This is a genomic window from Pedobacter sp. ASV12 (assembly GCF_016429155.1).
GTDB lineage: Bacteria > Bacteroidota > Bacteroidia > Sphingobacteriales > Sphingobacteriaceae > Pedobacter.
The window spans coordinates 1-24,618 of sequence record NZ_JAELUC010000065.1; the positions used below are offsets into that span (position 1 = coordinate 1).

Below are 24,618 nucleotides of genomic sequence, written 5' to 3' on the forward strand. Positions count from 1 at the left end.
CCCCCCCCCCCCCCCCCCCCCCCCCCCCCCCCCCCCCCCCCCCCCCCCCCCCCCCCCCCCCCCCCCCCCCCCCCCCCCCCTCACACCCCCCCCCCCCCCCCCCCCCCAACACATGTCGTGGTTCGTCGGCAGCGTCAGATGTGTATAAGAGACAGTTACTGGCGGCCACAAAGCCCCAAAAAAAGAAAACGGTTACCAGCGGGATAAACTGCGCCCAATTGGTCTTTGAATTTTGTTCCATGTTTGGATTTTAAGATTTAGGTTAGTTCAAATTTAAATTTAGTTTGATAAACATAATTAAAATTTATGGCTTACTAAAGTGTAATTTTTACACACCAGCTATAGGGCTTCTTTTCCCTAAAACACCTCTGTCGAATACCGAAAAACTAAGCTAAAAATGATAAGGATTTAGCTATAAAAATCGCATATTAGCGTAAAATATATGATAGGCTAATGTTTGAAGCGATTTTATTGGGCATGGGTGCCGGGCTAATTTCCTCATTCTTAACTGGTCCCGTTTTTTTTGCAATGATCAAGACCAGTATCGAGCGTGGATTTAAAGCCGGGTTTTCATTAGCGGTAGGTGTAATTTTTAGCGACATCATCTTGATCGGACTGGTGCTTTTTGGCAGCCAGTTTTTAGAATATCAAGCCAGTTTCGACAAATATGTTGGCATTATTGGTGGTATTTTTCTGTTTGCGGTTGGCATTTACTACCTTTTTTCTACCGTATCCATCAATTACGAAGAAAACAAAATTGTAAAGGTAAGCAAGCGAGGCTATCTGCTCAAGGGCTTTCTGATGTGCATTTTAACGCCATCTACGCTCATGTTCTGGATCATTGTAACCAATATCATTTCCATCAAGCTCAACAACATGTTTTACGAAAAACTGTTGTGCTTCATTATCGCCATGGCTACCCAGCTCACCATCGACGGACTGAAAAGCTATTATTCGAGCAAGCTGCGCTACCGCATCAAAGAAAGCTCGCTCGTGATGCTCAACAAAATAGCCGGCGTAATCATTATCCTTTTCGCCATTTGGCTGGTGACGAAGACTTATATTAAGTTCTATTAGTGTTAGAATAGCGTATTGCGTAGTGCGTAGTGCGATGGCTTTCGAGAGAAACTGCGAATTGCTTTTGAAGCACAGTGTTCCTGCCAAAGTTTAAAGGCAGTCCAGCTTTACGCTGTATCTTTTTTGCTTTAAGCAGCAAAAAAGGATGCCGCTACAATCTGGGCTATTTTACATAAGTCAGTACTCGCTAATCCCATCATCTCTGGTTGGTCTGGGAATGCTTTCCCGACTTGGCTCACCCCGGATTTGCAATCCGGCCTAATGAATTAGTGCACATACTAGATTACAAATCCAGCGTTATTCAGATCGAGATGACACATCCCGACTAGCGTGGCCCTAAAAGCCAAAAGGCCCACTATTGCTAGTAGGCCCTTTGATTATTTCCTTCTTTCCAGTTAACGAAAGCTTTGTTTACTACTTTGTTGCCTCCTGGTGTTGGATAGTTTCCTGAGAAATACCAGTCGCCGGTATGGTTGGGGCAGGCCAAATGCAGGTTGTCTAGCGTTTGGTAAATGACCTCTACCTCTGCAACGGTTCCTTTTGGGGTAATGATTTTGGCAATCTGGTCAGAAATCTCCTGCTGTTTAAACGGACGGTAGATTTCTTTAACATGGTTAACAATTTCTTCTTTTGGCAACAGCAACGAAGCTTTGCACTTTTGGTATACTTCTTCGATGACATGTTCCATGCCACGCTCCTTTAACAACTGAATGGCTGCGTCGAAAGCCACAAACTGGCCCATTTTCGACATATCGATGCCGTAGCAATCCGGATAGCGGATTTGTGGCGCCGACGACACGATGACAATCTTTTTAGGATGCAGCCTGTCGATGATTTTGATGATGCTTTGTTTCAGCGTTGTACCGCGAACGATGGAATCGTCTACCGCAATCAGGGTGTCTGTATGGTTCTTGATTACCCCATAAGTGGTATCGTAAACGTGGGCTACCATTTCTCCCCTATCTGCATCTTGCGTAATAAAGGTACGCAGCTTTACATCCTTGATGGCCAGTTTTTCTACGCGCGGGGCCATAGACAAAAGTTCGTCCAGTTCGGCATCGTTGAGTTGCTCCTTACGGTTAAGCAAGGTATCTTTCTGTACTTCCCTGATGTAATCGTGCAGGCCCTCTACCATTCCGTAGAAAGAAACTTCTGCCGTATTCGGGATAAACGAGAACACCGTATTTTTCAGGTCTTTTTTTACCGAATCCAACACTTGCGGAATGAGCAAATGACCTAGTTTTTTGCGTTCTCTGTAAATATCGGCATCGCTGCCTCTCGAAAAATAGATACGTTCGAACGAGCAGGCTCTTTTTTCGGCTGGTTCGCGGAACATTTCCTGGGTTACCGTGCCGTCTTTCTTCACAATCAGGGCATGGCCAGGCTCTATTTCCTTTACCTGCTTGATTTGTACATTAAACGCGGTTTGGATGGCTGGTCTTTCTGAAGCCGCCACCACAATCTCATCATCGGCGTAGTAAAATGCCGGACGAATGCCCGAAGGGTCGCGCAGCACAAAGGCATCGCCATTGCCCACAATACCCGAAATGGCATAGCCACCGTCCCAGTTTTTAGCCGAGCGACGCAGGATATTGGCAATATTGAGGTTCTTTGATATTTTTTGGGTGATTTCTACGTTGGTTAAGCCTTCTTTTTTGTAGGCATCGAACAGCTCTTGGTTCTCGTCGTCCAAGAAGTGGCCTATTTTTTCAAGTACAGTAACCGTATCGGCTTTTTCTTTGGGATGCTGACCCAACTCGTAAAGCTGTTCCAACAGCTCGTCAACATTGGTCATGTTGAAGTTTCCGGCTATGACCAAATTCCTGGTCATCCAGTTGTTTTGGCGCAAAAACGGGTGGCAGTTCTCGATGCTGTTCTTGCCGTGTGTGCCATAGCGCAAATGCCCCAACAAAACCTCGCCGATAAAACTTACATTCTGCTTCAGGAACTCCGTGTCTTTCATCAGCTCGGGCGTTTCATTCTGGATGTCGACAAACTTGTTTTGGACGTATCCGAAGATATCCGCAACTGCATTTTGTGCCATAGAACGGTAGCGGCTAATGTAACGGCTACCTGGTTTCATGTCGAGTTTAATGGTTGCAATACCAGCTCCATCCTGACCGCGATTGTGCTGCTTTTCCATCAACAGGTATAATTTGTTCAGGCCGTAGAGTGCAGTACCGTATTTTTCTTGGTAGTATGAGAGAGGTTTTAACAGGCGGATAAAGGCTATCCCGCATTCGTGCTTAATCTGATCGCTCATTGATTGTGATTGAGCCGCAAATTTACCCTTTTAAAGTTTCAAAACCTAGAAAGAAATACGATGAATTGACAGAAAATCGTAATATAAAAGTGAGGGCGCGAATCATGGCTTAATTGGCTCATCAGTTCATTGGTTCACTGGCCAACTGATGGGCTAATGAGTTGATTGCATAGCAAACTGTCAACCGAAAACCGGCAACTAATCGACTGCATGGTTTTCTTGTCAACTGCCAACCGGCAACTGTCAACTGAAAACGGGCAATCGCCTATCGGTTAGCCAAGCGCTCGGAGCGAACTGCTTCGCCCAAAAACACGGAGGCATGTTCATCAAACGACTGGGTATCGCCCGAGGTGTAATAGGCTCTTGAATTGTTCTTGGCCAAACGGCTTTCCATTGCTGGGTGTCTTTTAAGGTAGTCGGCCAGACTGTTTGCTACGATCTCGCCTTGCGACAACAATTGGATAGGCGCTGGAAGCCTTTGGGCTATTTTAGGCACCAGCAAGGGATAATGGGTGCAGGCCAATAAAATACAATCGATATCGGGGGCTTGCGCCAATAGCTGTCCCAAATATTTATCGACAAAATAATCGGCGCCAGCATCTAAGTGTTCGCCGTTCTCGATCAAAGGCACCCACATGGGGCAGCTTTGCTGGTATACCTTTGCTGCCGGAAAGAAATGTCCAATTTCCATGAGGTACGACTTCGAATTAACGGTTCCGCGGGTGCCCATCACGCCAATGCTGCCGCTTTTCGAGTAATGGCCTACCACTTCTGCCGTTGGCCTGATTACGCCAAGCACCCTCCTGTCTGGATATTTTTGAGGCAGATCCAACTGTTGGATGCTGCGCAGGGCTTTGGCCGATGCCGTATTGCAGGCCAAGATAACCAACTGACAGCCTTGGGCAAACAGCCACTCCACACACTCAAGGGTATATTGATAAACCGTTTCGAACGAATGATCGCCATAGGGCGAGCGGGCATTGTCGCCAAGGTAAATATAGTCGTACTGGGGCAGTTGCTTCGCGATCGATTTGAATACGGTTAATCCACCGTAGCCAGAGTCGAAAATACCGATGGGCGATTGATTATTCATGGCAAAAAAAAGCGGAATTGGTTTGTTTTCCAATTCCGCACAAGATAACGATATATCTTTGAATTATTGTTTAGGTTTTGTGCCTGCAGGTTTTGTGGCTGCTGGAGCAGCAGTAGTAGAAGCGCCTAGTTTGGCTTTAACCGCAGCAGTGATGTCTTCGCCGCCATCAGAATAAACAAGGCTGTTGAAACCTTGAGAAACAGAGGTATCGAATACATAAGCCAATCCTTTTTCTTTGGCAACAGCTGCAATGGCATTGCCTACTTTTTGTTGCAACGGAGGGAAAAGCTCGTTTTGTTTATCGGTCACGTCTTTGGTTGCTTTTGTACGTGCATCTTCAATTCTTTTGGCCAAATCTTGGATTTCCTGACCTGCAGCCTGCAATTCTTTACCTACCACATCTTTGTTGGCTTCGCTCAAGGTTTTTTGCTTGTCTTCGGCCGCCTTGTATTTGGTTTGGTACTCTGCAATCATTTTGTCGATTTCGGCTTGTTTTGACTTTGCCAAATTCTCTACGGTAGCCGAAACAGTTTTTGCCTCAGGCAAGCTAGCAAAAATGTCATCAGAGTTCAGGTGACCAAATTTTTGTTGCGCATTTGCAACATTGGCAGTGAGCACTAATCCAGCCGCAACAAATAATACGTTAATTAACTTTCTCATTTTTCTATTTTACTTAATAATTGTTTTTAAAATCTATGGTGTTTTCTATTTAACTAGTGTTCCTGGCTTATAGCCCAGCCTAACAATCACGTCATTGCTGATGTCGTAGCTGCTGCTGGCATAAATCATCATGGTCGATTCGCTGCTTTTGTCGAAAACGAAATCAATGGTTTTGTTTTTGGCTGTCTCCCCAACTATAGTAGCCACTTTCTCTTGGATGGGCTTTAACAGCTTGGTACGCATTTGGAAAAGCTCTCCATCTGGACCAAATTTTTGTCTTTGTAGTTCTTTTGCCTTTTTCTCTTTCTCGATGATATCGTTCTCCCTACGCTTGCGCATATCGTCAGTCAGCAAAACCTGATCGGCCTGATAGGCCTTGTACATTTTGTCGATTTCGTTAAAGCTCTCGTCAATTTGCGACTGGTATTGCTTAGACAAACCATCGATCTGGCTCAGCGCCGATTTATATTCTGGCAAGTGCTTTAGAATATACTCCGTGTCTACATAGGCAAACCGCTGTGCTGATGCTCCCAGACCCGCCAAGAGCAAAAAGCTGATTAATAAATACTTTTTCATTGCTTTGTGTGTTGCTAAATTAATTAAATCCGCCAAGTTGTTGGGCAATACTGAAGTGGAACTGACCTTTATTGGCATCAGGAAGACCTGGGATTTTATCAAATCCATAACCATAGTCAATTCCCAACAAACCAAATATCGGTAAAAATATCTTAGCTCCAACACCTACAGACCGCCTAATATTAAACGGATTAAAATCGCTAAACTTATTCCAAGTGTTACCACCTTCGGCAAATGCCGTTACAAAAGCGGTTGCTTCTTGCTTGGCAATAACCGGGTAGCGCAGCTCCATTACGTATTTACTAAAGATCGGGCTACCCGAACTTTGGGCAATATTTACGTTGGCACCTACCGGAACAACCGAGTTGTTTGAGTAGCCACGCATGGCAATTAATTCAGAGCCCTGCAAGAAGTCGAAGCCCTGCATACCGTCGCCACCCAACTTAAAGCGTTCGAACGCCGACTGGCCAACGGCCTTGTTGTACTGGCCCAAGAAACCAAATTGCGCCTGGCCTTTAAATACCAGTTTGCCTACTACGCTTTCGAACCATTGTGCCTCAAATTTCCATTTGTGGTACTCGGTAAACTTATAGCGTTGCTTATCTGAAGCCGTAGCGTAGTTAATTTTATTCAGCAACGAGTAAGGAGGTGTTGCCTGAATGGTAAACCTGATGTACGAACCGCCTGTAGGGAAAATATTGTTGTTCCTCGAATCGCGGGCAATCTCTTGGGTTAAGTTCAAGTTGTAAGAAGTACCGGTGCTGAACAGGTAACCAGGGTATTTATTCAAGATGTATTGGTTCAGGTTAATGGTATGCACCAAAGAGAACCAGTTGTCTGGCCAATTCAGCTTTCTGCCCAAGCTCACCGAAACGCCGTTCAAACGGATTTTTTGGTAGTTGCCATCGGCGGCCGATAAGCCGTTAGATTGCAACGAAGTGAAAGCGCTCAACCCAAAACTTACGGGTTTCTTGCCGCCGAACCAAGGCTCAGAGAAAGAGAAACTGTAAGATTGGTAATACTTACCGTTGGTTTGTCCGCGCAAGCTCAGCTTTTGGCCATCGCCTTTTGGCAACGGTCTGTAGGCTTCGCCATTAAACAGGTTTTTTAACGAGAAGTTGTTGAAGGTTAAGCCCAAGGTACCGATTACACGGCCTCCGCCAAAACCGCCCGAAAGCTCAATCTGGTCTGAAGGTTTCTCTTCTACGTGATATTCGATATCTACCGTACCATCAGATGGGTTTGGCTTAGGAATCGGATTGGTCTTCGACTCGTCAAAGTTGCCCAAAGCACCGATTTCGCGTACGCTTCGTACCAACAGCTCTTTAGAGAATTTATCGCCCGGCTTGGTACGGATTTCGCGCAATACTACCCTGTCGTTGGTAATGGTGTTGCCTACTACCGTAATTTTGTTATTGGTATACTGGGGGCCTTCGTAAATACGCATTTCTACGTCAACCGTATCGTTATGGATTTTGGTTTGTACCGGATCGATGTTAAAGGTCAGGTAGCCATCATTCAGGTAAACGCTCGAAACATCGTCGCCACTGGCACTGCCTCTTAATTTCTTTTCTAGTTTTTCTTCGCTAAAAACTTCGCCTTTTTCTATGCCGAAAACTTTTTCAAGATAGTCTGTCGGGTATCTGGCATTGCCAATCCAGGTGATATTGCCAAAGTAGTATTTCGGGCCTTCATAAAGATCGAGCTTAATGCCGATGGCCTTATCGCTATACCTGTAAATGCTGTCTTTTAAAATGGCAGCATCCCTGTAGCCTTTTTCCTGCATTTTGGCTACCAGCTTCAACTTGTCTTCTTCGTATTTTTCCTTGTTGAACTTGCCACTGCCGAAAATCTTATAAAAGGCCTGTTGCTTGGTCTTTTTCAAATACTTCCTCAGCTTGGCCGAAGAAAACTCCTTATTGCCCGTAAACTTGATTTCGTGCACTTTTACACGCTTTCCTTTATTGATATCGACTTGCAGGATCACGCTGTTCTCCTGGTTGGGATCTGGCTTAGACTTGAAATCGATGGTGGTATAAAAGAACCCCTTGTCGTACATGTATTTTTTGATGATAGACTTGGTGGTATTGTAAAGGTTGTCGTTAATGATAGTCCTACCTGCTTTATCGGCCAATTTTTCGTTAAGGTCTGTCTTTTGCGATTTGCTTACCCCCAAAATTTCGAAGGCACTGAGGCGTGGACGCTCTACCACTTGGATATCGAAATAAACCGTGTCTAAATCGATCTTGGTAATGTTCAGCTGCACATCGTCGAAAAGGCCTTGTGCCCATAGGTTTTTGATTGCATTTGAAGTAGCCTCACCCGGCAATACGATACGTTCGCCTTTGGTTAGCTTAGACAGGGTGATGATTACATCTTCGATCAGGTATTTGGCGCCCGACAAAGTTGTGCCGCCAATTACATATTCTTTTGGGTTAAAATAGTCTAAACTCGAACCGTTAACTTTTAAGGAAGGGGCCGCTTGCGAAGGTTGGGTACGGATTTGCGCCATGGTTGGCAAGCCGATCAACAGCAAGAAAATAAGTTGGTATATTCTTTTCATTTACAATCTAAAAAACGTTGCTAAGTTAATTTAAACACATGTTAAAAAGTGTTAAAAGTAAAATTAGTTCAATTGTTCACTAATTTTTCCGAAGCGACGTTCGCGTTTTTGATAGTCGACGATGGCCTCAAAAAGATCTTCTCTTCTAAAGTCGGGCCAAAGGGTTTCGGTAAAATATAATTCGGTATAAGCCATCTGCCAAAGCAGGAAATTACTGATCCGATGTTCGCCACTGGTGCGTATCATCAGTTCGGGATCAGGAATATTGGTGGTGGTCAGTTGTGCAGCAAAAGCGCTTTCGTCAATTTCATCGATGTTTATTTTTCCTTCCTTGGCCTGCTCGGCGATTTTCTTGGTTGCCTCTACAATTTCCCATTTGGCGCTGTAGCTCAAAGCCAGGGTAAGGGTACATTTATCATTTTTGCCGGTGGTTTCCATGGCGCTGGCCAAATCGTCGATGCATTTTTGGGGCAAAGATTTCAGGTCGCCGATGGCATTTAGCCTGACGTTGTTTTTATTCAGGGTTTCGGCCTCTTGGTTGATGGTTGCAATGAGCAGTTCCATGAGGGCATTGACTTCTTCAATGGGACGGTTCCAGTTTTCGGTAGAGAAAGCATAAACGGTAAGGTACTTAATACCAATATCTACACAGCCTTCTACAATATCCTTTACAGAAAGCACGCCGCTTTCGTGACCAAAAACACGAAATTTACCTTGGTTTTTTGCCCAACGCCCATTGCCATCCATAATAATAGCGATGTGTTGTGGCAAGCGATTGATATCAATTTGTTCTTTAAATCCCATTTCTGCTGTGTCAGCGCCCTAAAAAGTAAAACATTTTTGGCTCACAAAGGTATAAGATATCCCAATACCTACAAACATGTAGCTGTCCCTTTTTCTAAAATCGCCTCTTTGGGTACCTGGTTCGCCGATGTAGATGCCTGTTTTTTCTCCCGAACGGTCTGAAAGTGCCCGGCTTAACCCCTGGTTTCGGGTCCAAACGTTCGGATCGGGATAAAGGCCGCTGACGTCGTCGATATAATCGGTTAGCGGAATCCTGAAACCGACCTGTGTAAAAAGCGTCCAGCTGTCGTTGAGCTTGTACTTGGTGCCTGCACCAATAGGAAAGGTGAGCGCATATTTTTTGTAGGCTTTGGGCTGTCCTTCGGTGTAGTACAGTCTCAGCTTATAGGTTTCTCCCTCATAGTTGGCCTTGGGTTCGAACAATACCGTACCCACCCCGCCAAACAGAAAGGGGGTAAAGCGCCTTCTGCCGTTGTAGGCGAACATGTCGAAGAAATTAAAATCGACCAAAAGGCTAAACTCATTGAGTGGGGTAAAAAAGCTCAGGTTGCGCTGGCGGAACTGTTCGTTGTTTGAACTGGCATCGTTGCCTTTTACCTTGCCATAGTTATAATGCAGGCCGAGAGCCAAATGCGGATTAAAATTGAGCTTTACAAAAGCTCCTGCTTCGATGCCACTGATTTTGACTGGGTTGTACTGGTTCAAGTCGCCCATATAAGAAGAGCCTCCCGCATGTGCGCCCACCTCAAAGCGCTGGGCCAAAGCGGCCATGCCAAAAGATAATAGACCAACAAGCGTTAGGAATGCTTTTGTATAGCTCATCTTAATAGTTCCGTGTATCTATGCCCCACAGTAGTTTATTCCTTAACGTAGTGAGATAGCTTTCATTGTTAAGGCGGATCAGGTTAATATTGAATTTAGCCTTGTTGATGGTAATCTTAACCGAACGGTCGACGGTTTCGGTCCTCGAATCGCAGGTTAGCAAAAACTTGGTGCTCCTGGCTTCTACTTCGAAAGTAAGCGCCACATCGTCGGGCACGATAATGGGCCTTACGTTGAGGTTGTGCGGCGCTACTGGCGTAATGACGAAGTTCTGTGCATTGGGCGAAATAATCGGTCCGCCGCAGCTCAGCGAGTAGGCCGTAGAACCGGTTGGGGTAGCAATGATCAATCCATCAGCCCAATAGGAGTTCAAAAACTCGCCATTAAGGTAGGCATGGATAATCATCATGGCCGAATTGTCCCTCCGGTGGATCGTCATGTCGTTCAGCGCAAAATTCTCTTCGCCAAACAGGTTGTTCTGCGATTCCAGATTAAGCACTCCCCTTTTATCGAGCGAGTAATGGCCGTTAACCAGGGCTTCGATGGCGGTTTTGATCTCGTTCTTGTTAATACTGGCCAAAAAGCCCAAACGGCCAAAATTGATACCGATAACCGGTATCTGCGAATCACGCACCAGCGACAGCGTATCGAGCAGGGTTCCATCGCCACCAAGGCTTAGCAGCACGTCGGCCTGGTCAACCAGCTCGGCATGCGTACTAAAAGTTTTGACATGGGCCGGCAGGCTGATTTTATTCCTGATAAAGTTGTTGAACTTCAAAAACACCAGTATTTCTATCGGATGCTGGGCCAGCACGTCGAATACCTCCTGTACAAAAGGCAATACACTGTCATTAAAATCTCTGCCGTAAATTGCTATTTTCATGCAGGTTTTTATACGTTTAAATAGTTCATGAAAGAATTGAATCTATCTTCTGTACCGTTATCGTCCTGTGTATTGTTAAAAACAGCTTTTACTTCGTAGTCATAGCGCTCAAAAGAAGATATGATACTTGAAAGCTCTGTCTTATTAATTTTCAAGGTTACTTCCAACCTGGTAGAATCGGGGAAAGAACTGACATAAGAGGAAAGGATTTGCGCGTTGTCTGCTTCAACGATCTGGGCCATGTGCGCCAAAGAATTGTTACGGTTGCTGATAGACAATACGATAATGCCGCCCGGCTCCTTAACGGCATAGGTTTCTGCCGCATATTGCAGGAGGTTGTTGATAGAAACGACGCCAAGGTAGTTTTTATGGGCATCGAGTACGGGCACCAGCGACAGTTGCAAAAGGTTGAACAGCCGGATTACATCGTAAATATGGGCATTTTCGAAAACAAAAGGATTTAAGATAGTTAGCGAGAGGCTGCCTATCGGCGTTTGCTGGTCTCGCACTTCGATCAGCTCGTCTTCTGAAATAAGGCCCAGGAACTGGGTTTCGTTCACAATGGGCAAATGGTAAAGCTTGAACTCGGCCATGCGCTCTAAAGCCTTCTGCGCAGTGTCGGAAGTTTTTAGAGGCGGGATGACATTCGATATGAGTTCTGAAGCAAACATTATTTTAATAAAATCCTACTTAAAAAGGTATTCAGCAATTCGTTAAAAATAGTCGGTCTTTCCATCATGGGCGCATGGCCACATTCGTCAACCCAGTTCAGTTCGGAGTTGGGCAGCAGCTGATGGAACTCTTCGGCCACTTCTGGCGGCGTAATCTTATCTTGTTTGCCCCAAATGAGCGAAACTGGAATAGTAATTTTTGGCAATTCCTTTGCCATGTTGTGGCGAATGGCTGATTTGGCCAAAGCGAGGATACGGATTACTTTCGAGCGGTCGTTGATTGACCTGAATACTTCGTCAACCAGTTCTTTGGTAGCCGTAGCCGGATCGTAGAAGGTAAACTCTACTTTCTCGCGCACATAATCGTAGCTCTCTCTTCGCGGAAAGGAGCCACCAAATGCATTTTCATACAGGCCAGAGCTGCCGGTCAGTACCAGGGCCTTTACATATTCTTGGTGTGCAACGGTAAATACCAGCCCTACGTGTCCGCCCAACGAGTTACCAACAAGCACCACCTGATTTAGTTTTTTAAATTTAAGGAAACGCAAAATGTACTTAGATAAGCTTTTTACGCCCAAGGTTAGCAAGGGTAGATCATAGATAGGCAAAATAGGCACAATTACCTTGTAGTTTGCCTTAAAATAATCTAAAGTGGGCTCCCAATTGCTCAATTCGCCCATTAGCCCATGAAGTAATACCAACGGTTCGCCTTCACCCGCCTCAATGTATTTAAACCCATCTTCATCAATTACTTCGTATTTCATATATAGTATGTTGTACTGTTTGGTATGTGCTACTAAGTTAATAGAGTAAAATTAATTTACCGTAATAATATCAATATTTTTTCGGGGATAGTGTAAAGCGGGGCTATTTTTTATTGACCCAATTGCGCTTTAACAATCTCGCCGATCAGCTTGCCGTCGGCTTTGCCCGCCAGTTCTTTATTGGCCAATCCCATTACCTTGCCCATTTCTTTGATAGAAGTTGCCCCAGACTCGGAGACAATGCGCGATACAACCAATTCTATATCGGCCCGGTCTAGCTGCTTTGGCAAAAACTGGCTGATGACCTCAATTTCTTCCTGTTCTACCGCATAAAGGTCTTCGCGTCCCTGCTCTTGATAAATTGTAGCCGATTCTTTACGTTGCTTAACCAGTTTTTGCAGGATTTTGATTTCTGCTTCTTCATTGATTTCTTCGGTATGGCCTTTTTCGGTTTTGGCCAGCAGCAAAGCGGCCTTGATTGCCCGCAGGCCCCTTAACCTGGCCTGGTCTTTAGCCAACATGGCTTGCTTGATTTCCTGATCTATCGTATTTGCTATCATTGCTTTTCTCGTATTGCTTTTATCTATTGAATTGCCGCCTTTGTTTCAATTGCCAGCTACTTCCTCACTACCGTTGTTGCCGTGGCCTGCGCCGTAGGCATAATGAGCATATCGTTAATGTTTACATGTGGTGGACGGCTTACCGCAAACCAAATGGCTTCGGCAATGTCTTGGGCAACTAAAGGTTCCAATCCGTCGTATACCTTTTTCGCTCTGGCCTCGTCGCCCTTAAAGCGAACCACCGAAAACTCGGTTTCTACCATGCCGGGATTAATGGCGGTTACCTTAATGCCGTGTGGCAACAGGTCGATGCGCATGCCTTTGTTCAGGGCATCAACCGCATGCTTGGTGGCACAATATACATTTCCATTGGCATAAACTTCTTTACCCGCAATAGAACCGATATTGACGATATGTCCTTTCTTTTGGTTCACCATCCAGCCCGAAACGATTTTCGAAACATAGAGCAGTCCTTTTACATTGGTATCAATCATCGTATCCCAATCGTCGGTATCGCCTTTGTCTATAGGATCCAGGCCTTGGCTCAATCCGGCATTGTTGATCAGCACATCTACGTTTTTCCACTGGCTGGGCAGGGTTTCGAGTACATAGCTGATGTTTTCCTTGTCACGTACATCGGCCTGTATCTTTTTGACCTCTATGGCATATTTATCGGCCAAATGATGGGCAATTTTCTCCAGTAGATTTTCCCGTCTTCCAATTAGGATCAGGTGATAGCCCTGTTGGGCAAAAATATGTGCACAAGCTTCGCCAATACCTGAACTTGCACCCGTAATTAATGCGATTTTAGCCATGTGTATGAAATAATGATGATAAACAAAGGTATTATTTTTTTACGCCCCGCGCTATTCAAAAAATAAGCTGAAAGTAAAATGTCTGAGTTTTGCCTTTTGTATCGGGTCCATGAAAGGATTGCTTTCATGCTTCATAATGTCTTTAAATGAATAAGATAGCTTAAATTCTGGCGACATTTTAAAATATTCGAAGTAAATATCGAAGCCAATGCCCGCCTCGTAGGAAAGGAAGCTTTTCTTGTTTTTGATCAACTTGTCTATAGGCGCCGCGGCCTCGTCGTTGCTCTTTTTGCCCGAGGCCAGATCCATCGAGTATTTAAGGCCGCCAATCATGTAGGCCCGAAAGTTCATGAGCCGGTCTGATTTGATTTTTAGTCCAATGGGAAGATCGATTACCGTGGCCTGTACCTTTTTTTCGATCATCGAAGTACCCACATTGTACACGGCGGGCTGTACATAGTTATATTGGATTACGCGATCGTTAAAAACCAAGGTTGGCGTAAAACGTGCATCTAAATTACTGGTTAGTTGACTGTTAACTACAAAACCGATACCAAAGCCTACCGATGGTGGCGACGAAATGGAAGCCAACTGGTCTGTGGCATAGCCCGGCAATGTTGCATCGTAATACGGTGCGCGCCAATCCTTATTTTTCCAAAGCTTCAATTCCGAAGAAATATACTGAAAGCTAAACCCCCAATTGAAACGTTCCTGATCAATGCCTCCACCCCAGTTTTGAGCCTTTGCCCAACCAGCAGCGAAAAGAAACAACATCACAAAGAGGGTTAATTTTCTGCTCATTTAGTACCGGTATAAATTGCACTTATTCCAAACGTTAAAGAACGGTGTTTGGTATTTTTATAGCCCACTTTTTCCATAAGCTGGGTAAAAGACTTGCCATCAGGAAAAGCGGCCACCGACTCAGGCAAATAGGTGTACGCTCTTTTGTCTTTCGAAAAAAGACGGCCAAAAAACGGTGTAATGTATTTGAAGTAAAAATTATAGCCTTGCTTGATAGGGAAAGTCCTTGGTTTAGAAAACTCGAGGATGACGATCTTGCCTTCGGGCTTGAGCACGCGCAACATGTCTGCCAATCCTTTTTCCAGGTTTTCGTAATTTCTTACGCCAAAGGCTACTGTAATGGCATCGAAAGTATCATCGTCGAAATGCAGCCCTTCCGAATCGCCCAACTGTACCGAAAATACATGGCCTAGGTTGCGTTCGCCAATCTTTTTGCGTGCCACTTCCAGCATCCCTTCCGAAATATCAACCCCAACAACCTTATCGGGATGAAGTATTTTAATGGATTCGAAAGCAAAATCGCCTGTTCCGGTAGCCACATCCAAAATTTTACGGGGCTGTATACTCAACAGTTCCCTGATTGCCTTGCGCCTCCAAATGATATCGATGCCCAACGACAAAAAATGGTTCAGAAAATCGTAGGTGTGCGAAATATTGTTGAACATCGTAGCTACCTGTTCTTTTTTGGTAGCTGTACCAGCATAGGGAGTAACTTCTCGATTTGTCATTGCCCCAAAGATAGAGAAAATGGTTAATTGTTTGATTTTTTTAAAAGAATAGCGAAGGGCGGACAGCGGACCGCATTGAATCCAAATGCCTCGAGCCAAACGCGAGACACAAAACGCGCCAACTCCAATCTTTAATTCCTACCTTTGTATTATGATTATAAAATCTGCCACATTCGTAGTGAGCAATACCAAGGTTTCGGCCTTGCCGGCTCCAGACAGGCCCGAATATGCCTTTATTGGACGTTCTAACGTGGGCAAATCGTCGTTGATCAATATGCTGGTAAGTCAGCCTGGATTGGCCAAAACCTCGCAAAGACCCGGAAAAACACAGCTGATTAACCACTTTTTGATCAATGAAAGCTGGTACATTGTTGATTTGCCTGGGTATGGCTACGCCAGGGTTTCGAAAACCAGTCGCGAGAAATGGGAGAAATTTATCCGCAATTACCTCACCAAGAGAGAGAACCTGCAATGCGTTTTTGTACTGATAGACAGTAGGCTTGAACCGCAGCAAATAGACCTCGAGTTTTGTTGCTGGCTGGGCGAATGCGGCATTCCATTTGCCTTGGTTTACACCAAAGCCGATAAGCAATCGGGGCCAAAAACCGACCAGAATGTGGCCAAGTTCAATAAAGCACTGAAGCAGTGGTTTGAGGAAGTGCCCTCTTTTTTCATAACCTCATCAGAGAAAAAACAAGGCAAGGAAGGTGTGCTGGGCTTTATTGACGAGGTGAACCAAGATTTTGTAATGCCTGTTATCGACCCTAAGTTTTATAACGGGAGTTAATTGTTTGGCGGTTTTCAGTTGCCAGTTTTCAGTTCTAACTTTATCTCAATACTCAATACCCACATCTCAATACCCAATACCCATCGCAATGAAAAAATACTTTTCGCTTGTTTTATTTGCGCATTCCATTTTCGCCATGCCCTTTGCCATGATCGGCTTCTTTTTGGGCGTAACCACTACGCAAAATCCGTTTCATTGGTATTTGCTGGTGCTGGTTATCCTGTGTATGGTATTTGCACGCAATGCGGCCATGGCCTTTAACCGTTATTTAGACCGAAATATCGATGCCAAAAACCCACGTACGCAAATGCGCGATATTCCGGCAGGACGGGTTTCGGCCAATGAGGCACTGTTCTTTGTGATTGTAAACTGTGTGCTATTTATTGCCGCCACCTTCTTTATCAATAAGCTCTGCTTCTATTTATCGCCCGTGGCTTTGCTTGTAGTGCTTTTTTACAGCTACACCAAACGCTTTACGGCGCTATGCCACTTGGTTTTGGGCCTTGGCTTATCGCTAGCCCCTATCGGCGCCTACATTGCGGTAACCGGACAGTTTAACATCGTTCCTTTGTTCTATTCGTTTGCCGTACTTTTTTGGGTTAGCGGTTTCGACATTATTTACGCCTTGCAGGACGAAGATTTCGACCGCGAGCAAAAACTACACTCCATTCCGGCCGCCATGGGCATTAAAAATGCACTGAGATTATCGGTAGTGTTGCATGTTTTATCTGCAGCCTGCGTTATTATGCCCTTGTTTTATGCCGAGCTGAGCTGGGTTTACGATATCGGCATCGTATTTTTCTGCGCCATGCTTATTTATCAGCACCTGCTGGTTAAGCCAACAGACATCAGCAAGGTAGATCGTGCCTTTGCCACCACCAATGGCTTTGCATCGGTTATTTTTGCCCTTTGCTTTTTGCTCGACGCCTTTTTAAGAACAAGATAAAAATCTAATCGATCCTAACTTTTAAATAATAAAACATGAAAAAATTGGTTCATTTATCATTGGGGCTTTTCGTAGGCCTGTTAATGGCCTGCAGCGGCTCTGATACCTACCGAGGCGAATGGAAAGCTACCGATACCAAGGGAACAAAAACCAAAATAACCTTTGAAGCCAAAAGTTTTATGTTAACAGACAGCCTTGGAAAAAGCAAAAAATTTAACTACACCCAAAATTCGATCAAAACCGAAAATGGTGTAGAAACCTATGGCATTGTGCTCGAAGACGGCAGGAAATACGAAATCAATTTTCCGAAAGCTAACGACGAAAGCCAGGGCATCATCAAAGACGAAAACGGCAAACTGATTTATGCCATTGGCCGAAAGGACTATGTGAGCTATGAAGACGTTTTTGGCCTGAAATAATTAAGACCTCATCAAAAAAAGACATGAAAGATTTAACAATACACAAAAAACCCAGAACATATATTCCGCAGGATTTAAAAATCGAGTGGGAAAACCTTGCACCGATATTCGATGAACTATTAAAAAGGGAAATCAGCAGCGTGGAGGAACTGGAACAGTGGCTACGCGACAAAAGTGAGCTGGAAGCGGCTTTGGAGGAAGATTTCGCCTGGCGCTACATCAAAATGAGCTGCGATACGGCAAATGAGGCATTGGTAAAGGATTTCCAATATTTCGCCACCGAAATAGAGCCCAAGATTTCGCCGATTGCCAACGAACTGAACAAGAAATTCAGCGAAAGCCCTTGGCTAGAGCAATTAGACAAAGACAAATATTTTGTATACATCCGTGCCATCAAAAAGGCTCTGGAGCTTTACCGCGAAGAAAACATCGAGCTGTTTACGCAGCTACAGGTAACCCAGCAAAAATACCAGGGCATTACAGGTGCCATGAGCGTTGAATTAAATGGCCAAGAGTATACCTTGGAGCAAGCCGCCAACTTCTTAAAAGATACCAACCGCGAGGTTAGGCAAAATGCCTGGGCAACCATACAGCAGCGCCGACTGGTTGCCAAAGACGAGCTGAACATCTTATTTGACGAACTGGTAGCCATGCGCCACAAAGTAGCACTCAATGCGGGTTTTGAAAATTACCGCGATTACATGTTTCAGGCCCTGGGCCGTTTTGACTACACACCAAAAGATTGCTACGACTTTGCCGAAGCCATTGAAAGAGAAGTGGTTCCGGTATTGAGAGAACAGGCCGAAAAAAGACGCGAGGCTTTGGGCTTAACCGAGCTCAAACCTTGGGATATGGAGGTAAGCACCAGCGGAAAACCTGCCTTGAAACCCTTTAACAACGGTCAGGAACTCATCGACAAAAGCATCGATTGCTTTGCCGCCATCAGCCCTGAACTGGGCGAAAAACTGGCCATTATGAAAGCCAATAAGCTTTTTGATGTAGAAAGCCGGATGGGCAAGGCCCCGGGAGGCTACAATTACCCATTGGCCGAAACCGGTGCACCTTTTATTTTCATGAACTCGGCCAACTCCTTAAGGGATTTGACCACCATGGTGCACGAAGGCGGCCATGCCATCCACACGTTCTTAACCGCTAATTTAGAGCTGAACGATTTTAAGCATTGCCCTTCAGAAGTAGCCGAATTGGCTTCGATGAGCATGGAATTGATATCAATGGATAACTGGGATGTTTATTTCGACAAGGAGGAAGACTTGATCCGTGCCCAAAAAGAGCAATTGGCCGATGTACTGAAAACCCTGCCTTGGGTGGCTGTAATAGACCAGTTTCAGCACTGGATTTACACCAACCCGAACCATAACGCTGCCGACAGGGAAACTGCTTTTAAACAAATTTACGAACGTTTTGGCGCAGGTTTTGCCGATTGGACGGGCTTTGACCAGCAATTGGGCAACCTTTGGCAAAAGCAGTTGCATTTGTTCGAAGTGCCATTTTATTATATCGAATATGCTATTGCCCAATTGGGCGCCATTGCCGTTTGGAAAAACTATAAGGAAAATCCTGAAAAAGCCTTGAACCAATATTTAGACGCATTGGCCCTGGGCTACACCAAACCCATGAACGAAATTTACGAAACTGCCGGAATCAAATTCGATTTTAGCGCCAGCTACATCAAGGAACTGGCCAATTTTGTAAAAGAAGAGTTAAACAAACTAGGGTAATCCTTTTAAGTCAAGTAAAAGCGGGGTTTAATTTGACCCCGCTTTTTTTTTGTATTCAGAATTAGAAGATATATTTGTACCATCAATTCTCAACCATTGTAATCTCATGCTGAAGAAACTGCTGGCCAGTCGTTACCGACTATTGGCTTTTCTGTATTTTTTAATTGTTGCCATTTCGTTCGTCACCCGGGTGGCCTTATTAATTTCATCGTTTCGTCAGTTAGACCCCAACCCCTTCCAGTTTTTGGGCATTTTCCTGATCGGCTGGTTTAACGATACTTTGATGAGCACTTTCTTTCTCATTCCTTTTGTGCTTTACCTTTGGCTCGTTCCGAACAGGCTTTACTATAAAAAATGGTTCCGTTTTATTACCTATGGGCTATGTTTTGTGGCCACGGCCTTGCTGCTTTTCAATGCGGTTTCGGAGTGGCTGTTCTGGGACGAATTTTCGACTCGCTATAATTTCATCGCCGTAGATTACCTCATCTACACCACAGAGGTAATTGGCAATATTTGGCAGTCGTACCCCATTGTTCCTTTACTTATTGGCATTCTGGTTTGTAGCATACTGGTACTCGTGTTTAGCAAAAAACACATTAAAAACGACGAAACCCAGCGCTTCAGGTTTGGTCGGAGGAGTTTGATTACTTTAGCCCTGTTGCTGCTGCCGGTATTGGTTTTTTTGCTGGGCAGCAATGGCGCCAAAAAATTCAGCAGCAACCAATATGCTTCCGAGCTTTCGGGAAATGGAATCTACGATTTTGGTTCGGCCTTTATCCACAACGAACTCGATTACGACCAATTTTATGCCAAGGCCCCTATTCACGACATTTTTACCACGGTAAGGAAAGCCGTAAGCAGCAACAACAGCACCTTTTTAAGCGATAGCCTCACCTCCATTACCCGAAAAATCGATTATCCGGGCGCGCAACACAGCTACAACCTGGTGATGATCAGCGTAGAAAGTCTTAGTGGCGATTTCCTATCGAGGTTTGGCAACACCGAACACATTACGCCAAATTTGGATAGCCTGGCCAACCAAGGCCTATTCTTCGATCATCTCTTTGCCACCGGCACCCGGACCGTGCGTGGCCTCGAAGCCTTGTCGATCAGCCTGCCACCTACGCCAGGGCAATCGGTGGTGAAAAGGCCCAATAACGAAAACAAATTTTCGCTAGGAAGCGTACTCCGCAGCAAAGGCTATACCACACAATACATTTATGGAGGCTATGGCTATTTCGACAACATGAATTACTTTTTCGGCAACAACGGCTACCAAGTTATCGATAGGTCGGCCATTACCGATAAAAAAGACATCCATTACGAAAACATCTGGGGGGTGGCCGATGAGGATCTTTTTACGCTGGCAGGCAAGACCTTCGATGCCAACTACAAACTGCGTAAACCTTTCTTTAGCCAGGTGATGACTACCTCTAACCACAGGCCTTTTACTTATCCTGATGGCCGCATTGATATTCCGTCGCACACCGGCAGGCAAGGTGCCGTAAAATATACCGACTACGCCATTGGCAAGTTCATCAACGACAGCCGGAGCAAGCCTTGGTTCAAGAACACCATTTTTGTGATCGTGGCCGACCATTGTGCTTCGAGCGCCGGCAAAACCGAACTGCCTATCAAGAATTATCGAATTCCGATGATCGTTTATGCACCGGGCATCATCAAGCCCCAGACGTATAGCGGGCTTACTTCGCAAATCGATATCCCACCCACCCTGCTCGGACTTTTAAACGTGAGCTATACTTCGAAGTTTTTTGGCTTCGATGTGTTCCATACACCAGCCAGCCAGCGCAGGGCTTTCATCAGCACTTATCAAAATCTGGGGTATTTGAAAGGCGACCAATTGGTTATTTTATCGCCTCAGCAAAAAATAGAGGCCTTTAAGGTTGATACCAACAGTTTTGCCACCACGCCCATCAAATCGTCGCCGTTAATAACCAACGAAGCCATTTCCTACTACCAGTCGGCCAGTTACCTGTTGCGCCATCAGCTATATCAGTTTGTCAAATAGGCCATCAATCAGAAAAGACATCAAAAAAGCCCCAAAATTAAGTTTTGGGGCTTTTTTTTATCATGGACTTACCATCGGCCGCAGCCTTCAGGCGAAGACATGCCGTCGGGAGAAACACAATAGCAATCCCTATCGCAAAGGCCATCAAAATAATTGCCGTGCTGGTCGGTGGCCGAACATAGCGCAATTTGGCAAATTATTGATTCCGATTGGCTGGAACCGCCTAATACATCTTTCATTTGATCGCGGGTAAGCAATTCACCTTGCTTCAAAGCATTGCTTTTTAGGGCTGATTTTCTCATCTTTTTTAAGTTTTAGGTTATAAACAATAGACAATTATGTTACACGTCAGTCTGCTAAGCCATCTATGTCCTATAATTTTATTGATTATAAAGCTGTTTACCCGCTTTATCGCAAACACTTAACTATCAGATAATTTTTGTTCTTATAAAGTTAAAACAATCCTTTAAATTACCAAATAATTGATAGCAGGTTCCATGCCCGTTGGCATACACATGACCTTGCAAAAAGCAATTCAACTCGTTGGCTTAGGCGTTTTAAAACTACTTCGCTCCTGCCGTAGGCCTAAGGATTTTCCAAAAAGATTGCTTTAGCCATAAAAGAAGAAGATTTAGTGTAACCTTCTTATACAAGCCTTCTTATTTAAAGCATATTTTTTTTATGTTTGGGAAAACAACCAAGCAACAAATGTTCGAAAAACTATTCAGGAAGAAGTCTATCAGTAAAATTCTAGAAGATGCGGCAAAAGGCTATGGCGACCATGGCGACGCCTTGCACAAAACCCTAGGCGTAAGAGATTTAACTGCTTTTGGTATTGCTGCCATTATTGGTGCCGGTATTTTCAGCACCATTGGCAAAGCCAGCGCCGATGGCGGTCCGGCCGTCATCTTTCTGTTTATTTTTACTGCAGTAGCCTGTAGTTTTGCCGCCTTTGCCTATGCCGAATTTGCTTCGATGGTACCCGTTTCGGGCAGTGCCTACACTTATTCGTACGTAGCTTTTGGCGAATTGGTCGCCTGGATTATCGGTTGGTCGCTTATCATGGAGTATGCCATTGGCAACATAACGGTGGCCATTTCCTGGTCCGATTACTTTACGGGCCTGCTCTCCTCCATACGAATACCTGCCCTGGGCATAGATAACGGCATCAACATTCCCGATTGGGCCACCATGGACTACCTCTCGGCCTTAAACGGTCATAAACATGCCGAGGCGCTTTTAAGTGCGGGCAAGAGCGTAACCAATCTTGACGAGGCTACACGTATAGCCAGCCATGCCTGGACTACCGCACCACAAATTGGAGGCTTCCATTTGGTGGCCGACCTGCCGGCTTTGGCCATCATTATCTTCATTACCTGGCTCATTTACCGAGGCATGAAAGAATCGAGAAACGCCAGCAATGCCATGGTTGTCGTGAAGTTGGCCGTGATTTTATTGGTGCTCGCCGTGGGCGTTTTTTACATCGATACCAAAAACTGGAATCCTTTTGCGCCAAATGGCGTTTCGGGTATTCTAAAAGGGGTTTCGGCGGTTTTCTTTGCCTACATCGGCTTCGATGCCATTTCTACAACGGCCGAAGAATGCAAAAATCCGCAACGCGATTTGCCCCGCGGCATGATGTGGGCCATTATCATTTGTACGGTACTTTATATCGCCATTGCCTTGGTACTGACCGGCATTGTAAGATCTGATAGCTTAGCCGTGGGCGATCCATTGGCCTTTGTTTTCGATCAGATAGACCTGAAACTGATGAGCGGGATTATTGCCGTAAGTGCCGTTTTTGCCATGGCCAGCGTATTGCTGGTATTCCAAATGGGCCAACCACGTATCTGGATGAGCATGAGTCGTGATGGCTTATTGCCAAAATCGTTTTCTAAGATCCATCCCAAATACAAAACACCTTCGTTTGCCACCATTGTGGTAGGTTTTGTGGTAGCCGTACCATCGTTGTTCATGAACCTGACCATCGTAACCGATCTTTGTTCTATCGGCACCCTATTTGCCTTTGTATTGGTTTGTGCAGGCGTTTTGGTGTTGCAAAACAAACCCGATGTACAACGCGGCAAATTCAGGATTCCCTATGTGAATTCGAAGTTTATCATTCCGATAGCTTTCATTGCGGTTCTGGCAGTGGCCTTTACTAAATTTAAGCCCGAAACCATGGCTTTCATCACCAACGAAACCAAAGTAAACGGACCAGTTGCCTTTATCACTTCCCTGAACGAAAAGGAACTGGAAACGGTTAAAAGGGAAATCAGCACGAATCCCGTGGTTTTGCAAGGTAAACAGATTGATGCCGAGGCTTACCTCAACAGCCTAACGCCTGCGCAATACGACGATTTCATGGCTAAATCTTCTATCTCCCATGCTAAGAAATACGAAAGTGGCTGGTCTTTGTTCAAGCATAAAATTCCGATGTGGATTTTCTTGTTCATCTGTGTCATCATTGCTTATTTCTGTATCACCAAAAACCTTTCGCTCATTCCGGTATTAGGCCTGATCTGCTGTTTGTACATGATGTGCGAGCTGGGTATTTCCAACTGGATCGGCTTTGGCATTTGGCTGGTCGTAGGCTTGGTAATTTACTTCTTATACGGCTACAGGCACAGTAAATTGGGCCAGGCTACAATTAATCAGTAGTGACCATCTTCGAAAAGCTGAGCTCTCATAGAAAAGGAAAAACCAGGTAGAATCAAAAGGCTATTCAGGGTTAAAGCTGTATAAGCTGACAATGGGTTAAGATAAGATAAAAGCAAGACTATAAATACCGAAATTACAAGGTATAAGACGAGCGCGACAAACACTTTTTTTAGATTGGCTCTATTGTTAAAGTAAAAAAGAAGAGCGTCCTTATCCATAGCTTTGACAAAGAAGGCTATCTCGATGAAAAACCTACAAAAATCAGGCTCAAGGAAATTACCGTTGTTGGTTTTAATGACAAATACATCAACAACGTTTTCAGCGAATATTTAAGGAAAAAAGATTGATCTGCCGTTCAGCTTTCTATTCCACTTTGGATTGACAACTGCAAACTGGCAACTACAAACTGATAACTGAGCTGTTAACCGCAACCCGCTAAACCGCCAATCGGTTCAGTTCGATATCATCAGGCGTTACAAAAATCAACGGTACCTTTTCTACGTCCACATAACTCGAATCCAAACCAAAACTGCTTTCCTCCGATAAGGCGAAGTGTTTCAGCAAGAAGTAGTAATTCATAATGCTACGCTCGTAGAAGCTCAGCTTGCTGAACTTGGACAGGTGTTTTTCCAAAAGTACAAAGCGGAAATCGCCGGCAATCTTATGACGGTTCAATGAGGTGTATTGACTGGTAATGTCAACTTCGCCATTTTTAACCAGTTCTTCAACCACCTTGCGGTACAAGAGATTTACGCGTTGCTCTACCCTAAAGCCCAATTTGAAATCGATCCTGATCAGTTTGCCTGGTATAAGGAATTCAACCTTATAATCCATCGTATACGGCCTGTCTCTTATACACATCTAAAAGGGGGGGGGGGGGGGGGGGGGGGGGGGGGGGGGGGGGGGGGGGGGGGGGGGGGGGGGGGGGGGGGGGGGGGGGGGGGGGGGGGGGGGGGG

The 24,618-nt window shown here is 45.0% G+C and carries 24 protein-coding genes; 7 read left to right on the top strand and 17 right to left on the bottom strand.

Features of this window, described 5'->3' with window-relative positions:
• The coding region (locus JHD69_RS14355) for a hypothetical protein (protein WP_199141055.1) at nt 1-241 on the bottom strand (241 nt) is incomplete at its 3' end.
• Nucleotides 242-453: 212 nt separating this feature from the next.
• Between JHD69_RS14355 and JHD69_RS14360 the strand changes: the two genes are divergently transcribed.
• Nucleotides 454-1,077: a LysE family translocator gene (locus tag JHD69_RS14360; RefSeq protein ID WP_199141033.1), complete on the top strand. Its 624-nt coding sequence runs from the start codon at nt 454-456 to the stop codon at nt 1,075-1,077.
• 361 nt (nt 1,078-1,438) lie between these two features.
• On the opposite strand, the gene JHD69_RS14365 is transcribed toward JHD69_RS14360, so the two are convergent.
• The 14 genes from JHD69_RS14365 to ubiE all read right to left on the bottom strand — a co-directional run bounded on the left by JHD69_RS14365 (nt 1,439) and on the right by ubiE (nt 15,080).
• Complete coding sequence (locus JHD69_RS14365) at nt 1,439-3,340, bottom strand: class II glutamine amidotransferase (protein ID WP_199141034.1); 1,902 nt, start codon at nt 3,338-3,340, stop codon at nt 1,439-1,441.
• Between the two features lie 265 nt (nt 3,341-3,605).
• Complete coding sequence (murI, locus tag JHD69_RS14370) at nt 3,606-4,433, bottom strand: glutamate racemase (protein WP_199141052.1); 828 nt, start codon at nt 4,431-4,433, stop codon at nt 3,606-3,608.
• A gap of 63 nt (nt 4,434-4,496) precedes the next feature.
• On the bottom strand, nt 4,497-5,093 hold the full coding sequence (locus JHD69_RS14375; RefSeq protein WP_199141035.1) for an OmpH family outer membrane protein: 597 nt from the start codon (nt 5,091-5,093) through the stop codon (nt 4,497-4,499).
• A 45-nt stretch (nt 5,094-5,138) separates the two neighbouring features.
• Nucleotides 5,139-5,669 carry an OmpH family outer membrane protein gene (locus JHD69_RS14380; protein ID WP_199141036.1) on the bottom strand — a complete coding sequence of 177 codons (531 nt, stop codon included), beginning with the start codon at nt 5,667-5,669 and terminating at the stop codon, nt 5,139-5,141.
• Nucleotides 5,670-5,688: 19 nt separating this feature from the next.
• Entirely contained in the window at nt 5,689-8,232 is a 2,544-nt protein-coding gene (bamA, locus tag JHD69_RS14385) for an outer membrane protein assembly factor BamA (RefSeq protein ID WP_233165924.1), read from the bottom strand.
• A 63-nt stretch (nt 8,233-8,295) separates the two neighbouring features.
• Complete coding sequence (locus JHD69_RS14390; RefSeq protein ID WP_199141037.1) at nt 8,296-9,036, bottom strand: isoprenyl transferase; 741 nt, start codon at nt 9,034-9,036, stop codon at nt 8,296-8,298.
• Nucleotides 9,037-9,054: 18 nt separating this feature from the next.
• Entirely contained in the window at nt 9,055-9,858 is an 804-nt protein-coding gene (locus JHD69_RS14395) for a DUF6089 family protein (protein WP_199141038.1), read from the bottom strand.
• 1 nt (nt 9,859) lies between these two features.
• Nucleotides 9,860-10,741 carry an NAD kinase gene (locus JHD69_RS14400; RefSeq protein ID WP_199141039.1) on the bottom strand — a complete coding sequence of 294 codons (882 nt, stop codon included), beginning with the start codon at nt 10,739-10,741 and terminating at the stop codon, nt 9,860-9,862.
• 8 nt (nt 10,742-10,749) lie between these two features.
• The gene (locus JHD69_RS14405) at nt 10,750-11,412 is read right to left on the bottom strand and encodes a CBS domain-containing protein (RefSeq protein WP_199141040.1); all 663 of its coding nucleotides are present in this window, start codon (nt 11,410-11,412) and stop codon (nt 10,750-10,752) included.
• Nucleotides 11,412-12,176: an alpha/beta fold hydrolase gene (locus JHD69_RS14410; protein ID WP_199141041.1), complete on the bottom strand. Its 765-nt coding sequence runs from the start codon at nt 12,174-12,176 to the stop codon at nt 11,412-11,414. Before JHD69_RS14410 ends, JHD69_RS14405 begins: the two co-directional genes overlap by 1 nt.
• Nucleotides 12,177-12,286: 110 nt before the next feature.
• A complete protein-coding gene (locus tag JHD69_RS14415; RefSeq protein WP_199141042.1) occupies nt 12,287-12,736 on the bottom strand; it encodes a GatB/YqeY domain-containing protein in 450 nt (149 codons plus the stop codon).
• A 56-nt stretch (nt 12,737-12,792) separates the two neighbouring features.
• Nucleotides 12,793-13,551: an SDR family NAD(P)-dependent oxidoreductase gene (locus JHD69_RS14420; RefSeq protein ID WP_199141043.1), complete on the bottom strand. Its 759-nt coding sequence runs from the start codon at nt 13,549-13,551 to the stop codon at nt 12,793-12,795.
• A gap of 51 nt (nt 13,552-13,602) precedes the next feature.
• On the bottom strand, nt 13,603-14,352 hold the full coding sequence (gene porT, locus JHD69_RS14425; RefSeq protein WP_199141044.1) for a type IX secretion/gliding motility protein PorT/SprT: 750 nt from the start codon (nt 14,350-14,352) through the stop codon (nt 13,603-13,605).
• On the bottom strand, nt 14,349-15,080 hold the full coding sequence (gene ubiE / locus JHD69_RS14430) for a bifunctional demethylmenaquinone methyltransferase/2-methoxy-6-polyprenyl-1,4-benzoquinol methylase UbiE (RefSeq protein WP_199141045.1): 732 nt from the start codon (nt 15,078-15,080) through the stop codon (nt 14,349-14,351). Before ubiE ends, porT begins: the two co-directional genes overlap by 4 nt.
• A gap of 151 nt (nt 15,081-15,231) precedes the next feature.
• Here ubiE and yihA point away from each other — a divergent pair, with 151 nt between their 5' ends.
• The 5 genes from yihA to JHD69_RS14455 all read left to right on the top strand — a co-directional run bounded on the left by yihA (nt 15,232) and on the right by JHD69_RS14455 (nt 21,000).
• Nucleotides 15,232-15,867, top strand: a complete 636-nt coding sequence (gene yihA, locus JHD69_RS14435; protein WP_199141046.1) for a ribosome biogenesis GTP-binding protein YihA/YsxC — start codon at nt 15,232-15,234, stop codon at nt 15,865-15,867.
• Nucleotides 15,868-15,955: 88 nt separating this feature from the next.
• Nucleotides 15,956-16,813, top strand: a complete 858-nt coding sequence (locus JHD69_RS14440) for a UbiA-like polyprenyltransferase (RefSeq protein WP_199141047.1) — start codon at nt 15,956-15,958, stop codon at nt 16,811-16,813.
• A 35-nt stretch (nt 16,814-16,848) separates the two neighbouring features.
• Nucleotides 16,849-17,232: a hypothetical protein gene (locus JHD69_RS14445; protein WP_199141048.1), complete on the top strand. Its 384-nt coding sequence runs from the start codon at nt 16,849-16,851 to the stop codon at nt 17,230-17,232.
• A gap of 23 nt (nt 17,233-17,255) precedes the next feature.
• Nucleotides 17,256-18,971: a M3 family oligoendopeptidase gene (locus tag JHD69_RS14450; protein ID WP_199141049.1), complete on the top strand. Its 1,716-nt coding sequence runs from the start codon at nt 17,256-17,258 to the stop codon at nt 18,969-18,971.
• Nucleotides 18,972-19,077: 106 nt separating this feature from the next.
• Nucleotides 19,078-21,000: an LTA synthase family protein gene (locus tag JHD69_RS14455; RefSeq protein WP_199141050.1), complete on the top strand. Its 1,923-nt coding sequence runs from the start codon at nt 19,078-19,080 to the stop codon at nt 20,998-21,000.
• 68 nt (nt 21,001-21,068) lie between these two features.
• On the opposite strand, the gene JHD69_RS14460 is transcribed toward JHD69_RS14455, so the two are convergent.
• Complete coding sequence (locus tag JHD69_RS14460; RefSeq protein WP_199141051.1) at nt 21,069-21,302, bottom strand: hypothetical protein; 234 nt, start codon at nt 21,300-21,302, stop codon at nt 21,069-21,071.
• 406 nt (nt 21,303-21,708) lie between these two features.
• On the opposite strand from JHD69_RS14460, the gene JHD69_RS14465 reads away from it, so the two are divergent.
• On the top strand, nt 21,709-23,661 hold the full coding sequence (locus tag JHD69_RS14465; RefSeq protein WP_199141054.1) for an amino acid permease: 1,953 nt from the start codon (nt 21,709-21,711) through the stop codon (nt 23,659-23,661).
• 435 nt (nt 23,662-24,096) lie between these two features.
• Here JHD69_RS14465 and JHD69_RS14470 read toward each other — a convergent pair whose 3' ends face one another.
• On the bottom strand, nt 24,097-24,522 hold the full coding sequence (locus JHD69_RS14470) for a KUP/HAK/KT family potassium transporter (protein ID WP_441339475.1): 426 nt from the start codon (nt 24,520-24,522) through the stop codon (nt 24,097-24,099).
• Between the last annotated feature and the right edge of the window lie 96 nt (nt 24,523-24,618).